Origin of the sequence: Microbacterium sp. ZW T2_14, assembly GCF_044987405.1 — a bacterium.
Taxonomy (GTDB): Bacteria; Actinomycetota; Actinomycetes; order Actinomycetales; family Microbacteriaceae; genus Microbacterium.
Genome location: NZ_JBJDRK010000010.1, coordinates 1 through 14,991 on the forward strand (window position 1 = coordinate 1; position 14,991 = coordinate 14,991).

Below are 14,991 nucleotides of genomic sequence, written 5' to 3' on the forward strand. Positions count from 1 at the left end.
GGGGAGTGTGGGGGGATGCCGCGCACTACCTGGTCGAGGACGGACAAGCCGCGGTGCGCGCGCTCGAGGCCGCGGGCATCGTCGGCGCCACGCATCGTGACGTCGTGGTCGCTCCCCTGCCCGAAGACCGGCCCGGCGTGCTCGGGACGATGATGACCGCACTGGCAGACGCCGGGGTGCGCGTCCACGCCCAGTACAGCGACCACGACAACCGCAAGGTGTTCGTCGTGGACGACGTCGACGCAGCGCGGAGGGCGCTGGCCTGACCGACCGTGGCTACGCCCGGCTGATCTCCTGCACGTCCGGCCTCGACGTCGGGCGGCTCGTCGTGCGGGCCACCGGAGCCCATGACCACGCCGCGAACGCGATCCCGGCCGTGATGGTGATCACGCCGAGCGGGACGTGCAGAGCGGTGAGCGAGCGGTATCCCGCGAACGCCTGCAGCGACATGAGCCCGAGCATCCCGATCGTCGCCCAGACCGGCCACCAGCCGCCGCCTCGGCGCGCGCAGATCACGCCCGCGACGACGGCGACCATCAGCGCGATCCCGGCAGCGGTGGCCAGCTCTCGATGGACCGGGAACGCCGCGCGCAGCTCCGACATGAACAGCCCGGCCGTGATCGACTGCGACAGCAGCAGGACTGCCGCGACGGTCAGCGAGACCCGCAGGAGGGTTCGCGGCCAGATCGGCGCGGACTCGGCGACATCATGTGTGCTCATGGCCCACAGTCTAGGGATATAGTTTCAAATGAAACAATCCCGATTGGAACGATATGGAAGGAAGTGACGTGACCGGGCCACGCGACGTCAGTCCCCTCCTGGTCGGCCTGCAGCTCCACCGCGCGTATGCCGTGGCGACCGAGCGACTCAACGCGGCCCTCCAACCCCTCGGACTGGGCTATCGCCACGTCACGGCGATGTTCCTCATCCGCGACGGCATCGCGACGCACGGCGAACTCGTCCGACGGCTGCACGTGGACAAGACCGGCATGGTGCGCACGATCGACGATCTGGAACGGCTCGGGCTCGTCTCCAAGACCCGGTCCACCGAGGATCGCCGGAGCTGGCTGCTGGCTCTCACGTCGCACGGCTCCGCCACGCTCATCCAAGCGCAGCAGCACACCCGTGCCGTCGCCGACGACCTCTTCGGGGGCCTCGAGCCGGCGCAGCTCGCCCTGCTCTCCGATGCGCTGGCCGCTGTGGCGCCCGACGACGCGAGCGACGTCGAGCCGCGTTGAGCCGCTGCGGGGGTCGCCTCAGTGCGCGGAGCGCTGCAGGACGATGGCGGCCGGCATCCGCTGCACGATGGGGCGGAACAGCGGCTTCGCGAGTGCTGCGGCCTCACCGGGGCCGATGATGCGCGGCGACGTGGTCGGGCGCCGGGCACCCTTCCAGGAGAGGTCGGCTCCGCCGGCAGCCACGACGTTGCGCGCCCAGTTCGTCTTCGCCCCCCACGGCAGACCGATCAGGACGACGTCCGGATCTCGCGTCGGCACCACGGCGACGGGAGTCTCATAGTCCGTCCCGCTCGTGCGTCCACGATGGTGGACCACGGCCCACAGCGGGAATCCGCGGCGTCCGGCGAGCGCCTTCGCGATCGGCTCCGTCGCCTTCACCAGACTCCGCGGCGGCGGGCTCGAACCGTCCGCAGCCCGACGTGCGCTCCGCGTGCCTCGGAGGCCGCTTCCCCCGGCGAGCACGTCGCGGAAGTGGTACGCCGTGACGGCGGCCATCGCCACAGCGCCAGCGGCAGCTCCGACGGCTTCACCGGGCGATCGGATGCCGCGTCGCAGCAGGAGTGCGCCCGCGATCGCGTTGGCCGCACTCCAGCCGATATTCACGCGGGGGGACGACAGCCCGACGCCCGGCGGATCGGCGAACGGGGTCGGGAACGGCCGGCCCCGGACGCCGCTCACGCCGTGGGGAACCGCGTTGACGAGCAGCGCAGTGCCGGCCGCGCTGCGGATGACGGTCATGATCGACACGCGCCCACCCTACGACTCATCGGCGCATCGCGCCGGGGTCCCGGCATCACGTGACAGCGCCCGCCCGCAACGCGGGCGGGCGCTGAGAAACGCGTCGTCAGGAGGCGACGGGCTCGGGGTCCACTGCCGTCGTGGTGGTCACCTGGTGGTTTCCCTCCGCGACGCCGCGGCCGAAGGCGCGGCCCTGCATCACGGCTCCGAGGTCGAACCCGGTTGCGGCCTTCACGCTCTCGAAGGTCGCCGTGAGACTCGCCGACTGCTCCCGGGCGAGGTGGGTGGCAGCGCTGTCGCCGCCGATCAGAGTGATGCTTCCCACCTTCTCGTAGCCCTTGGCGAACTCGGCCATGAGCTGCGGCAGGTGACCGATGATCTCCTTCGCCAGGATCGCGTCCTGGTTCTCGCGCAGCGCGGCGGCTTCGGCGGCGACCGCCTCGGCGACGGCGTTGCCTCGGAGGCGGATCGCCTCCGCTTCGGCTTCGGCCTGCACGCGGACGGCGGCGGCCTCGGCCTCCGCCTTCATGCGGACGGCGGCCGCTTCGGCTGATGCGGAGGCCTCGCGTGCCTCGGCCTGCGCCTTCACCGCGTAGGCGTCGGCATCCGAGCGCTCCTGGGCGACCTTGCGGTCGGCCTCGGCGTTCTTCTCGCGCTTGTAGGCCTCCGCGTCGGCTGCCGCCTGCTGCTGGTAGGCCTCGGCGTCGGCCAGCGTCTGCTGCCGGTACTTGTCGGCGTCGGCGACCTTCTTGACCTCGGCGTCCAGTCGCGCCTGGGTGTTGTTGGCCTCCTGCAGCAGCACGCCCTGCTCGGCCTCGGCGCGGGCGAGGTTCTCCGCCTGCTCTGCCTGCGCGTTCGCCCGGCCGACCTCCGACTTCGCGGCGGCGGTGTTCTTGTCGAGCGCGGTCTGCTCGATGAGGTTCGCCTCGTCGGCGGCGAGCTGGCGTTTCTTCACCTCGCGCGTGGCATCGATCTCGGCGACATCCGCCTCGCGCTTGACACGCTGCACCTCTTTGGCGCCGAGCGCGGAGATGTAATTGTTCTTGTCGGTGATGCCCTGGATCGCGAACGAGTCGAGCACCAGACCCTGCGCCAGCAGATCGCCCGAGATGCCTTGGGCGATCTCGTCGCTGAGCTTCTGGCGGTCCTGCATGACCTGCTCGACGGTCAGCTTCGCGACGACGCCGCGCAGCGCACCCTCGAGCTGCTCCGTGGTGAAGACGACGATCGCGTCATCCTGCGATGCGAAGCGCTCGGCCGCGCGTCGCACCTGATCGGGCGTGGAGCCGATCTTCACGAGGGCGACGCCGGTGAGGTCGATGGTGACGCCGTTGATCGTCTGAGCGGTGGGCTCGAACTTGATCTGCCGCGACCGCAGCGACACCTTGTCGGAGCGCTGCGTCAGCTTGTTGACGAATGCTCCGCGACCGCTGATGACGGTCATCTTGTTCGCTTCGCCCTCGGTGCTGTCGCGGGCCTTCTTGCCGACGATGACGATGGCCTCGTCGGCCTTCGGCACCTGGTACCAGGCGCGGAAGAGGATGAAGCCGATGAGGGCTACGACGAGCACGACTCCGGCAGCTGCTGCGATGCCGATCACGCCGAACAGATCCATGTGGGGGATTCTCCAGGTCGGGCTCGCCGAGTGCGGGCCGTACACCGAATCTATTGGCAGCGCGGTGCGTCGGTGGACCCGTGCCGCAACCTGTGGATGCCGCGGCGGCTCGCGAAGAACCCGCCTTCGAGCGAACCCGCGCTAGACCTCCGCGTCGGCGGTGACCTCGCGGGCCGTGTCGGCCGGCGGCCGCTGCGCCCTGCTCAGCAGTACGAAGGGCACGGCCACCGCCGAGATCACTCCGCTCCAGAGCATCGAGGTGGCGTAGCCCCCGACATCCGCCGCTCGTCCCAGCAGGGGCTGGAAGACGACCCCGCCTCCGGAGCCCATCAGCGAGTCGAACGACAGCACGGTCGCCCGCTGCTTGGACGGGATCATGTCGTTGAGGTAGGCGCGGTGCACCGGATCGTCGATCGCGGAGGCGATGCCCCACAGCGCCACCAGCACCACGGCGAACCAGAAGTCGCGCACCAGTCCGAGCCCGATCAGCACGATCGCGCTCGACACCGCCGCCAGCAGGATCACGGACGTGCGACGGCGGAAGAGCTTGCGCACCCGCGGGGCCAGCAGACCGCCCACGATCGACGCGCCCGACAGCAGCGCGGCGGCGAGTCCGGCGATCGAGTAGGCCTCCTCGTCACCCCACAGCTCCAGCAGGTACGGCTGCATCGCGTAGAAGACGTAGATGCCGACGCCCGCGGTGAAGGGGCTCGTGAGCATCAGCCAGCGCACCGGCGGATCGCCGAGGCCGTAGCGGATGGACGCGCGCAGCACGGTGCGCGTCGCCCGGATGGGGCCCTCGCTGCGATCCGGCTGGAACCCCAGGTCGCGCATCAGCAGGGCGGCGACGACGAACATCACCAGCAGGATGCCGCCGCGTATGAGGAACGGCACCCCCAGGTTCGTCAGCTGTGCGATCACGCCGCCGAGCACCGACCCGGCGAGCATCGCCACGCCGCCCACGATCTGCGCGCGGCCGAAGACGGTCTCGAGGCTGCCCTGGTACCCGGTCGCCTTCAGGGCGTCGACGAGCCAGGCATCCACCGCGCCCGAGAAGAAGGTGAAGCCCAGGCCCAGCAGCACCGACACCACCGCCCACGCCCAGAACGGCGAGTGCCAGACCCACAGCATCCAATACAGCACCGTGGTGATCGCCAGCGTGATCGTGCCCAGCAGGTACGACGCACGCCGGCCGACGGTGTCGGCCACGACCCCCGTCGGGATCTCGAAGATGAGCATGCCGGCGGTGAAGAACGCGTTGGCCGAGAACGCCTCGAGGTTGGACAGCCCCGCATCGAGCAGGAACAGCGTGTTGATGCCCCAGATGAACGACGCGGCGAGGGTGTTGCCGAGCAGCAGCGTGTAATACGTGCCCTGCACCCGGCGGGGCGTGGGCAGGGACGGCGCGGGCCTGGTCATGGACATGGCGGCACCGCCTTTCCCGCGAGGATTCGGACGACACCCGCGACAGTAGCCCTCGCCGCCGACACCGTCTACGGGGAGGCCGGTCCGGCGAACCCGGTTGCGCGGGTGTCGGCGCCCACCGTCTGGTTCATGTGCTTCGCGATGCGCAGCACGACGGCGCGGTCTCCGATGCGCGCGCCATGCAGCGCGTTCTCGAGCGCGAGTTCGAAGCGGTTGACGTCGGCCAGTCGCCGCAGCCACACGGCGAGGATGAGGTTGTAGCGACTCGCCGCAGTGATCGCCAGCCGCACCTCGGGTACCGCCGTGATGGCGGTGCGGGCGGCCTCGAGCACCTGTGCGGGGGCTTCGACGAAGTACCAGGCGTAGATCGGCCAACCGGATGCCGCGCGCGCCATGTCGGTGCGGAACCGCAGGCTTCCCCTCGCGCGCAGGGTCGCGAGCGCATCGGCCACGCGCTGCGGCGCGAATCCGCTGCGCTCGGCGATCGTCGCGATCGGCACGCGGCCGTCCGCCCACACCTCACGCTCGATCGCCTCGCGCAGGTCGTCGGACACGCGCTGCGCCGCACGTGGCCGCGGCGGCCTCGGCGGGCGGACACCCTGCGCCTCGACCGGCTCCAGCGCGCGCAGTCGCCAGCTCGCGCCGTCGATGAGCGTCTCGTTCACGAGGTGGGTGCGAACCGATCGGACGCCGTCGAGCCGGCCGAGGCGATGAAGCGAATAGTCCGACAGCCCCGCGATGTCGGGGGCGAAGACGATGGCCATGAGGTCGCGTGATCCGGAGGTGACGTCGAGGACGTAGACCGCGGGGTCTCGCTGCAGCTCCTGGATGACGGCATCCATCTTCGCCCGCTCGCAGTCGATCTCCATGATCGACACTTGCCCACCGGTGGGATGCCCCGTGACCCACGCGATGCCCTCTTCACGCAGTCGTGCCCACCGGCGTGCGAGCGTGCTGGCATCCACCCCGATGACGGGCGACAGCTCGTTCCAGCTTGCGCGCGGCTCGATCTGCAGAGCGTGGACGAGCCGTCGATCGATCTGATCGAGAGTGATCGCGTGCACAGAAGGCCTTTCGCCATGTCGCCGCCGACAGGATTCTCACGCATCATAGGCCGATATTCCGCAGATATCCGGCGGATTCATCTGCTCGAAACATGTCCAGGCGCACCATTGCCGCATCGATCGCACCGACGAAAGGATCATCGTGAGCCTCATCACGACCGGCGCCGTCACCCTCACCGACCTGAAGCGCCATGCCGCCGACGACGTGGAGTCACGCCGTGACGAGCTCCTCGCGCTCAGCCACGCGATCCACGAGAACCCGGAGCTGTCGTGGCAGGAGCACGAGGCCGCAGCCCTCGTCGCGCGCACTCTCGAGGATGCCGGCTTCGACGTCGAGGTCGGGGCGTACGGCGTCGCCACCGCCGTCGAAGCGGTGTACGGCACCGGCGACCTCACCGTCGCGATCTGCGCCGAGTACGACGCCCTTCCCGGCATCGGCCACGGTTGCGGGCACAACGTCATCGCCGCTTCAGGAGTCGGCGCCGCGCTCGCCCTGGCACCGCTCGCCGACGCGGCCGGCCTCCGTATCAAGCTGCTCGGCACGCCGGCGGAAGAGCACGGCGGCGGCAAGGTGGCGATGCTTCTCGACGGTGCGTGGGAAGACGTCGACTTCTCGCTCATGGTGCACGGCATGACCGGCGAGGACATCTCGGCGACGGCCTTCAGCGCGACCGCCGTCGATCGGTTCGAGGTCGTCTTCCACGGCAGGACCGCGCACGCCGCGGGCATGCCGGAGCAGGGCCTCAACGCGGCGTCCGCGGCCGCGATCGCCCAGACCGCGATCGCCTTCCTCCGCCAGCAGCTCCCCAAGGACACGAATCTCAACGCCTACGTCTCGCACGGCGGTCAGGCGACGAACATCATCCCCGACCGCGCCGTCGTGCAGGTCGAGCTGCGCGCCTACGACATCGACGTGTGGCGTGACATGAAGAAGCGCGTGCTCTCGTGCTTCGAGGGCGCCGCCATCGCGACCGGATGCCGCTGGGAGTGGTCGCCGACCGAGCACCCGTACGCGCCGGTCACGCACGATGCATCGCTCGGCGCCCTCTGGGACCGCAACCTCGTGGCGCGGGGCCGCACGATCGGCGTGGCGAAGATGGGCGGCGGCTCCACCGACATGGGCAACGTGTCGCAGGTCGTGCCCTCGATCCACCCCACCATCGCCTTCCTCGGGCAGACGGGCCCCGCCCACAATCCCGAGTTCACCGCTGCTGCGGCCACCCCCGCAGCCGACGAGGCCGTCATCGACGCCGCCACGATCCTCGCGTGGACGGTACTCGACGTCGCCCTGGACGACGCCCTGCGCGCCGATCTGCTCCACCGCACCGCCGAGCGCCCCGTCGGGGCGACCCGGACCACGCTCGAGGCATGACCGACCCCGCTCACGCGGACGGCGCAGCCTCCCCACCTGGAGAACCCACATGACCGCTCCCACTCACGAAGGCAACGTCGCCTCGACAGGACCGCAGTCTCCCCGCCCCCTTCAGAAGACGGCATCCGTCATCGCCCTCGGATTCCGCAGCCCACGGCTGTGGATCCTCATCGCACTGGTCATGGCCATCTCGGCCGGTGCGCAGGCGATCGGGCCGATCGTGATCCCCCTGGGCATCGCGTCGGTGACGCTGCTGCCGATGATCTGGGGTATCACCGCCGGCGCCGTCATCTCGGGGCAGCGTCTCAAGCCGCTGCCGATCGACCTGCAGCAGGCGGCCACGGTCATCATGGGCGTCGCCGTGCTCTTCCTCTGCGCGCGGCTCTCGTTCACGATCGGCCCCAATATCCCGCTGCTTCTCCAGGCGGGCCCCGCGCTGCTGCTGCAGGAGGTCGGCCACCTGTTCGGGACCATCGCACTGGCGCTTCCGCTGGCGGTGCTGCTGCGCATGGGGCCGGCGACCGTCGGCGCCACCTTCTCCATCGATCGCGAGGGCTCGTTCGCGATGGTCAGCGAGCGCTACGGCTCCGACTCGCCGCAGTACCGCGGAGTGCTCTCGATGTACGTCTTCGGCACCATCTTCGGCGCCATCATCGTGAGTCTCATCGCCTCGCTCGCCGCTTCGCTCGGGATCTTCGACCCTCTTGCGCTCGCCATGGGCGCGGGGGTCGGCTCGGGATCGATGATGGCGGCGGCGGCGTCCGTCATCGTGTCGGCCCATCCCGATATGCAGGACCAGGTGCTGGCGCTCGCCGCGACCTCGAACCTCATCACGGGTGTGCTCGGGGTCTACATCGGGGTGTGGGTGTCGCTGCCTCTCGCCGACCGCTTCTACAAGCTCCTCACCCGCAACAAGGACGCCGCACTGCCGGGCCGCCGATCGAAGACCAAGGGCGCCATGCCGACCGCGGCGGTGAAGACCGTGGCCGAGACGGTGCTCGAGAAGCCGAACGTGCGGGTGCCGCTCTGGGTGTCACTGCTCATCATCGGCTTCGCCGGCATCATCGTCGCCACGATCGCGGCCAAGGGCTTCTCATGGGACATGGTGGCGGCGTACCTCGTGATGGGCGCGCTGGTCGCAGGCGGAATCGCGCTCGCCAAGGTGACGCGCGGCAAAGTGCCCGCGATCATCGTGGTGATGACCGTGGGCGCATTCCTCACGTCGCCCGTCTCGCCCGTCGCCGGGTGGTTCACGACGGTGTCGGACACCATCGACTTCCTGTCGCTCATCACCGTGATGCTCACGATCGCCGGGTTGAGCCTCGGCAAGGACCTCCCGATGCTCAAGAGCATCGGCTGGAAGATCATCCCGGTCGGCACGGTCGCGATCGCGGCATCGTTCATCCTCTCGGCCGTCGTCGCCGAGTTCGCGCTGGGGCTGTGGGGCTGATGACGGGCATCGCCCTGGAGGTCGAGCGCGGGGTCTACACCTCCGCGCTCGACCTCTTCTCGATCGGCATCGGCCCGTCGAGCTCGCACACCGTCGGCCCGATGCGCGCGGCCGCCGACTTCCGGGATGGTCTCGCCGACGGCGGGCTGCTCGTGGATGTCATCCGGTTCGGCTGCCGCCTCGACGGCTCCCTCGCCGCGACGGGCCTGGGGCACGGAACTCCGGATGCTGTCATCGCGGGCCTGCGCGGGCACCGCCCCGAGACGGTGGATCCTGCGATCGTGCACGGCGCATGGGCGGACCTCGGGGCAGGTCATGCGCTCGACATCGAAGGCGTGCGGTTCACGCGCGAAGACATGACGTTCGCGCCGCGCGAGCGTCCGCACGGGCACCCGAACTCCCTCACTCTGCGCGCCGAGCTCACCTCGGGTGGCGTCGTGGAGGAGACGTATCTGTCCATCGGCGGCGGCTTCATCCGCCGGCTCGGAGAGCCGTCGCCGGCCGATGCGTCGGGGCCGCGTCCGGAGCAGCCGAGCGCTCTCGCCTTCGGCAGCATGCGCCAGCTGCTCGACCTGTCACGCGGACGCAGCATCGCCGACGTCGCCTGGGAGGCGGAGGTCTCCGTCCACGGCGCGGCCGCGGCCCGACGGGGGCTCGATGCGATCTGGACGGCGATGCGGGCGTGCATCGAGCGCGGCCTCCAGTCCGACGGGGTGCTGCCGGGCGGTCTGCGGGTGCCGCGCCGGGCGGCGGCCGCGTGGCGTCAGCTCGCCGCCCGCGGTGAGTCGTCGGATGCGGCGGAGGCCGTGTCGATCTATGCGCTCGCGGTCAACGAGGAGAACGCGGCGGGCGGAAGGGTCGTGACGGCGCCGACGAACGGCGCCGCGGGCGTTCTTCCCGCCGTGCTCTACCAATCGGTCGTGACGGCGGGGTTCGACGCCGAGCTCATCCGCCGGTTCCTGCTGACGGCGACCGCGATCGGATCGATCATCAAGGCCAACGCCTCGATCTCGGGAGCTGAGGCCGGCTGCCAGGCGGAGGTCGGCAGCGCCTGCGCGATGGCGGCCGCAGGCCTCACCGCCGTGCGCGGCGGTACGCCCGAGCAGATCGAGAACGCCGCCGAGATCGCGATCGAGCACCACCTCGGCCTCACCTGCGATCCGGTGTCGGGCCTCGTGCAGATCCCCTGCATCGAGCGGAACGCGGTGGCCGCGTCGACGGCGATGACGGCGAGCCGCCTGGCGCTGCTCGGCGACGGCCGGCACATCGTGGACCTCGACACCGCGATCGAGACGATGCGCCAGACCGGAGCCGACATGTCGTCCCGCTACAAGGAGACGAGCGCCGCGGGGCTCGCCGTCAACGTCGTCGAGTGCTGAGCGCGACGCCGAGAGGGTCCGTCGCGCCTGCTCACTGCTGACCTGCCGGCGGGATGGGCGCTACCCCTCCAGCACGGCAAGCTGCTGCGTGGCCCGGGTCATCGCGACGTACCGGTCGACGGCGCCCTCGATCCCCTCGCCGAAGCCCGACGGCTCGACGAGCAGCACCAGGTCGAACTCCAGCCCCTTGGCGAGCTCGGGGGTGAGCGACCGCACCCGGTCCTGTGGCGCGAACGACGCGTCGCCGATGACGACGGCCGTACCCTCGGGATGCCGCGCCAGCCAGCCCTCGAGGATCGCGTCGCGGTCCGGCACCGCGCTGTGGAGCACGGGGATCCCGCTCGAGCGGATGGACGTCGGCACGTTGGCGTCGGGGATCGCCGCGCGGATGACGGGCTCCGCCTCGGCCATCACCTCGCTGGGCGTGCGGTAGTTGATGGTGAGCGAGGCGATCTCGACCTCCGAGAGACCGACCCGCTCGAGTCGCTCCTGCCACGACTCCCGGAAGCCGTGCCGCGCCTGAGCCCGGTCGCCGACCACCGTGAAGCTGCGCGACGGGCAGCGGGCCAGCAGCATCCGCCATTCCGCGTCGGTGAGCTCCTGGGCTTCGTCGATCACGATGTGCGCGAACGGCCCCGCGAGCAGGTCGGGGTCGGCCGACTCGAGGACTGACTCGTCGACGAGGCTGTTGCGGAGGTCCTCGCCGTCCAGCCACTGCATCATCTCGTCGCCGGCCTCTTTCAGCCGCTCGACGACCTGCGACATGTACTCCCGCTCGCGCGCGAGCCGGGCATCGCGCTGCCGCCGACGCAGGGAGGCTGCGGGATCGCCGAGCCGGCGCCGGGCGGCGTCGAGCAGCGGGAGGTCCGACGTGGTCCAGGCGGCGGGGGCGCTCCGCTGCAGCGCATCGACCTCGTCGGGCGTGAGCCAGGGTGCGCACCGGCGCAGGTACGCGGGGACGCTCCAGAGATCGGAGACGACGACGGATGCCTCGACCAGCGGCCACGCGCGGGCGAAGGTGCGCGTGAGGTCCTCGTTGCGGGCGAGCGCCCGGCGCAGCTGGTGCAGCGGCACCTCCTCGCCGTCGGCCTGGTCGGTGAGGATGTCGAGCACGGTCTCCCACACCTGGTCGCGCGCCTCGTTGTGGGGCGTGCCGGGTTCGGCCGAGGCGAAGGCCTCGGCCCAGTCCTGCGGGCTGAGCACCAGCTCGCCCCACGGGGTCTCGACGAGGAAGGGCTTCGTCGGGGGCTCCTCGTACAGCCGGACGGCGGGCTCGATCGCGTCGATCATGCGGCCGTCCGCCTTCAGGCGTGCGACCGCGAGATCAGGCTCGGCCGCAGCGATCGCCCCCTCGGTCACGAGGTCGCGCAGCGTACAGGTCTGCACGCTCTCTTCGCCGAGGCTCGGAAGCACGTCCTCCACGTAGGAGAGGTAGGCAGGACTCGGGCCGACGAACAGCACGCCGCCGCGCCCTTCGCCGAGATGCGGATCCGAATACACGAGGTACGCCGCGCGGTGCAGTGCAACCACGGTCTTGCCGGTGCCGGGGCCGCCATCGACGACGAGCGCCCCACGCGACCCGGCGCGGATGATCGCGTCCTGGTCCGCCTGGATGGTGCCGAGGACGTCGCGCATGCGCGGTGAGCGACTCGCGCCCAAGCTCGCGATGAATGCGGACTGGTCGTCGAGGGCCGCGTTGCTCTCCAGTCCTTCGGGGGTGAACACCTCATCCCAGTAGTCCGTCACACGCCGCCCGGTCCAGCGGTAGCGGCGTCGGCTGATCAGACCCATCGGCTGCGCGTGGGTCGCGGCGAAGAACGGCTCGGCCGCCGGTGTGCGCCAGTCGACCAGCAGGCGTCGGCCCGCAGCATCCCGGAGTCCGAAACGGCCGATGTAGATCGGGGGCGAGCCGTCCGCGGGGACCATCCGGCCCAGACACGCATCGACGCTGAAGCGGCGCAGGACCCGCAGGCGGGCGGAGAGCCGATGGATCTCGAGGTCTCGCTCGAGCCCGGCCTGGCCATGGCCGCCGGGCTGACGGCGCAGCGCATCGAGGCGATCCTCGATGCCGGCGATCGACTGGCCCAGGCTCTCGGCGATCGAGGCGAAGTGGCGTTCGTCATCGCCGATGAGTGCAGGGTCGGCTTTGGCGGCGAGACGGTCGGGCAGCTGAAAGGGGCTGGTCTGGATGGGATTCACGGCATCTGCTCCTGGCTGACTGCGCGACGCGGGTGGGGGAGAGAACGGGGCGGGAGCGCGTCGCGACCGACCAGTATGCGCCCTCAGGGGGCCCTTGCGGCAAGGCCCCCTGGCGCCGTTATCCTGGTAGTGGCAGGGAGTTGCCGCAGCCGGACGGGGAGGTCTGGCGCGACGCAACCCGCACGGGTCGCATTTCGGCCGGCGTCGGCGATGCGTCCGGCGTGTTGGTGGCGCACCCCTTGCGCACCTAGGATGCGGAAAGTGACGGAGACTCTCCGTGAGCCGGTCCTGGGGGGACCGGACTTGCAGGCGGTGCTGCTCAGCAGCAAGATCCAGACCCCACCCGCTCGGCCCGGCGCCGTCAGCCGGCGCGCCCTCATCGACCGCGCGCGCGACAGCGGCGCGCGCGTCGTCTCGGTCACCGCCCCGGCCGGATACGGCAAGTCCACCCTGCTCGCCGAGTGGGCGGCCGGCGATCCGCGAACCGTCGCGTGGGTCTCGCTCGACCGCACCGAGGTGGACCCCGCATCGCTGCTGTCGGTGATCGCCGCGGCATCCGTCTCGTTCTCGCCGGCGGCCGCGTCCGTCATCGCCGACATGCGCGGTGTCGGCACTGCGGCGCTCGGGCGTTCGGCGCCGATGCTGGCCGCAGTCCTCGCGGCAGCACCCGAGAGCTTCGTGCTGTTCGTCGACGACCTCCACTGGGCGGACTCCCCCGATTGCCAGGACGCGATGGAGGTGCTCTTCGCGCACGTGCCCGAGGGATCGCAGATCGTCTTGGCGAGCCGCCGGGAGCCCTCGCTCATCGCGCGCCTGCGCGCAGCCGGAGATGCGGCCGAGATCACCGCCACGGATCTGTCGCTCGATCATGCCGGCGCCCGCGCCATCTTCGAGCACGCCGGCGCCGAGGACGTCGACGACGCGGACCTGCGCTCCATCGTCGAGCGCTGCGAAGGCTGGCCGACGGGGCTGTTCCTGTGCGCGCTGGTCGCGCGATCGGGTGGGGATGCGGCATCCGTCACGGGGGAGGACCGGTTCGTCGCCGACTATCTGTATCGCGAATGCGTCGCCCGACTTCCCGAGGACACGCAGTCGTTCCTGCGCCGCGCGTCCGTGCTCGACCAGCTCTCCGCGGCGTCGTGCAATGCGGTGCTCGGCATCGAGGACTCCCGCGCTCGACTGCGCGAGATCGAGAGCGCCAATCTCTTCCTCATCGGGATGGACCACCACCGCGGGTGGTTCCGCTTCCACCCGCTGTTCCGGGAATTCCTCGTGACCGAGCTCGAGCGGGCGGAGGGCGCGGCCGCGGTGGCCGAGCTGCACCGCCGTGCCGCGGCGTGGCACGAGATCAACGGTGCGCCCGTGCAGGCCGTCGAGCATCTGCTGCAGGCCGGCGAGACCGAGCGTGCCGCCGATCGCATCGCCGAGCTCGGCCTGCCGATGTACCAGGTCGGGCAGGTCTCGACCGTCAAACGGTGGCTCTCCCGACTGGGTGACGACCTCGTCCGCAGCTACCCGTCGCTCGTCGTGTCGATGACGTGGACGGCCATCCTCCTCGGCGACGTGCCGGCGGGGGAGCGGTGGTCGCGCATCCTCGAGGCGTTCGATGTGACCGCCCTTCCCGAGCCGGATCGCGTGCCGTTCGAGTCGGCTCGCGCCATGGTCCGTGCCGCCCTCTGCGAGCACGGGCCCGAGCGGGCCCTGGCCGACGCGGCCTACGGCATGGAGCACGAGCCGGTGACGAGCCCTTGGCGCGATCAGGCCCTGCACCTGTGGGGATCGGCGCACCTGCTGGTCGACGACCTCCAGACGGCGAAGAGCGCGTTCGAAGAGGCGATCGACGTGGCGACGGCCATGGGCAATCCCGACACCGTCATCCTGTGCCGGCCCGAGCTCGCCCTGCTCGAGATCGACGCGGGCCGCTGGGGCAGCGCCCGCGAGCACGCGGAGCGCGGCGTCGAGGCCATCGACGTGAGTCACATGGACGGCTACCCCACCACCACGCTGGCGCTGGCGGTGGCGGCGCGGGTGGCGGTGCACGACGGCGAGCGCGAACAGGGCGCGCGCCTCCTCGCGCGGGGCATGCGCGCGCGCATCGGCTGCACCCGCCTCCTGCCGTCCGTCTCGATCCGCGCGAGGATCCAGCTCGCGAAGGCGCACGTCGCGCTGGGCGACCGCTCCGCGGCGTGGCACCTGGTCCGCGAGATCGACGACCTTCTCCGCAAGCGCCCGGATGTCGGAGCCGTGCTGGCGCACGTGGAGGAGCTGCGGAGCGCCCTCGCCGCTGAGCCGGCGGCGGGCGGCTCGGTGCCGCTCACACCGGCGGAGCTGCGCCTGCTGCCGTACCTGCAGACCCATCTGACCATCGCTGAGATCGGTCAGCGCCTGTTCATCTCACGCAACACGGTGAGCTCGGAGGTCGGGTCGATCTACCGCAAGCTCGCCGTCACCACCCGTGGCGCCGCCGTCGAGCGCGCGAGCGCGCTGGGGCTGCTGGGCGGCTGACGGCGT

General features: G+C 70.8%; 11 protein-coding genes and 1 pseudogene. 6 read left to right on the forward strand and 6 right to left on the reverse strand.

Annotated features, from left to right (window positions below):
* Nucleotides 1-266, forward strand: a pseudogene (locus ACI3KY_RS05255) (hypothetical protein); the annotation flags it as partial.
* Nucleotides 267-276: 10 nt separating this feature from the next.
* On the opposite strand, the gene ACI3KY_RS05260 reads toward ACI3KY_RS05255, so the two are convergent.
* Nucleotides 277-720: a hypothetical protein gene (locus ACI3KY_RS05260; RefSeq protein ID WP_404929152.1), complete on the reverse strand. Its 444-nt coding sequence runs from the start codon at nt 718-720 to the stop codon at nt 277-279.
* 68 nt (nt 721-788) lie between these two features.
* On the opposite strand from ACI3KY_RS05260, the gene ACI3KY_RS05265 reads away from it, so the two are divergent.
* Nucleotides 789-1,238: a MarR family winged helix-turn-helix transcriptional regulator gene (locus tag ACI3KY_RS05265; protein WP_404929153.1), complete on the forward strand. Its 450-nt coding sequence runs from the start codon at nt 789-791 to the stop codon at nt 1,236-1,238.
* 18 nt (nt 1,239-1,256) lie between these two features.
* On the opposite strand, the gene ACI3KY_RS05270 is transcribed toward ACI3KY_RS05265, so the two are convergent.
* The 4 genes from ACI3KY_RS05270 to ACI3KY_RS05285 all read right to left on the reverse strand — a co-directional run bounded on the left by ACI3KY_RS05270 (nt 1,257) and on the right by ACI3KY_RS05285 (nt 6,080).
* Nucleotides 1,257-1,985, reverse strand: coding sequence for a hypothetical protein (locus ACI3KY_RS05270; RefSeq protein ID WP_404929154.1), 729 nt, complete (start codon nt 1,983-1,985; stop codon nt 1,257-1,259).
* Nucleotides 1,986-2,082: 97 nt separating this feature from the next.
* Nucleotides 2,083-3,591, reverse strand: coding sequence for an SPFH domain-containing protein (locus tag ACI3KY_RS05275; protein WP_404929155.1), 1,509 nt, complete (start codon nt 3,589-3,591; stop codon nt 2,083-2,085).
* A gap of 141 nt (nt 3,592-3,732) precedes the next feature.
* Complete coding sequence (locus tag ACI3KY_RS05280; protein ID WP_404929156.1) at nt 3,733-5,016, reverse strand: MFS transporter; 1,284 nt, start codon at nt 5,014-5,016, stop codon at nt 3,733-3,735.
* Nucleotides 5,017-5,084: 68 nt separating this feature from the next.
* The gene (locus ACI3KY_RS05285) at nt 5,085-6,080 is read right to left on the reverse strand and encodes an Lrp/AsnC family transcriptional regulator (protein ID WP_404929157.1); all 996 of its coding nucleotides are present in this window, start codon (nt 6,078-6,080) and stop codon (nt 5,085-5,087) included.
* 142 nt (nt 6,081-6,222) lie between these two features.
* Between ACI3KY_RS05285 and ACI3KY_RS05290 the strand changes: the two genes are divergently transcribed.
* Genes ACI3KY_RS05290 through ACI3KY_RS05300 form a run of 3 tightly spaced genes read left to right on the forward strand, consistent with a single transcriptional unit; the run spans nt 6,223 to nt 10,281 of the window.
* Nucleotides 6,223-7,452 (forward strand): amidohydrolase, encoded by a 1,230-nt coding sequence (locus ACI3KY_RS05290; protein ID WP_404929158.1) that lies wholly within the window; start codon nt 6,223-6,225, stop codon nt 7,450-7,452.
* Between the two features lie 49 nt (nt 7,453-7,501).
* A complete protein-coding gene (locus ACI3KY_RS05295) occupies nt 7,502-8,902 on the forward strand; it encodes a DUF3100 domain-containing protein (RefSeq protein WP_404929159.1) in 1,401 nt (466 codons plus the stop codon).
* Nucleotides 8,902-10,281: an L-serine ammonia-lyase gene (locus ACI3KY_RS05300; protein WP_404929160.1), complete on the forward strand. Its 1,380-nt coding sequence runs from the start codon at nt 8,902-8,904 to the stop codon at nt 10,279-10,281. The genes ACI3KY_RS05295 and ACI3KY_RS05300 overlap by 1 nt, the downstream gene beginning before the upstream one ends.
* Nucleotides 10,282-10,341: 60 nt before the next feature.
* Here ACI3KY_RS05300 and helR read toward each other — a convergent pair whose 3' ends face one another.
* The gene (gene helR, locus ACI3KY_RS05305; RefSeq protein ID WP_404929161.1) at nt 10,342-12,480 is read right to left on the reverse strand and encodes an RNA polymerase recycling motor ATPase HelR; all 2,139 of its coding nucleotides are present in this window, start codon (nt 12,478-12,480) and stop codon (nt 10,342-10,344) included.
* Nucleotides 12,481-12,741: 261 nt separating this feature from the next.
* On the opposite strand from helR, the gene ACI3KY_RS05310 reads away from it, so the two are divergent.
* Nucleotides 12,742-14,985: an AAA family ATPase gene (locus ACI3KY_RS05310; protein WP_404929162.1), complete on the forward strand. Its 2,244-nt coding sequence runs from the start codon at nt 12,742-12,744 to the stop codon at nt 14,983-14,985.
* The last annotated feature ends 6 nt before the right edge of the window (nt 14,986-14,991 follow it).

Excerpts from the sequence above, each read along its gene's own strand:
- ACI3KY_RS05295 (WP_404929159.1), top strand. The coding sequence starts at position 7,502 with ATGACCGCTCCCACTCACGAAGGCAACGTCGCCTCGACAGGACCGCAG.
- ACI3KY_RS05280 (WP_404929156.1), bottom strand. The coding sequence starts at position 5,016 with ATGTCCATGACCAGGCCCGCGCCGTCCCTGCCCACGCCCCGCCGGGTG.
- ACI3KY_RS05275 (WP_404929155.1), bottom strand. The coding sequence starts at position 3,591 with ATGGATCTGTTCGGCGTGATCGGCATCGCAGCAGCTGCCGGAGTCGTG.
- ACI3KY_RS05260 (WP_404929152.1), bottom strand. The coding sequence starts at position 720 with ATGAGCACACATGATGTCGCCGAGTCCGCGCCGATCTGGCCGCGAACC.
- ACI3KY_RS05300 (WP_404929160.1), top strand. The coding sequence starts at position 8,902 with ATGACGGGCATCGCCCTGGAGGTCGAGCGCGGGGTCTACACCTCCGCG.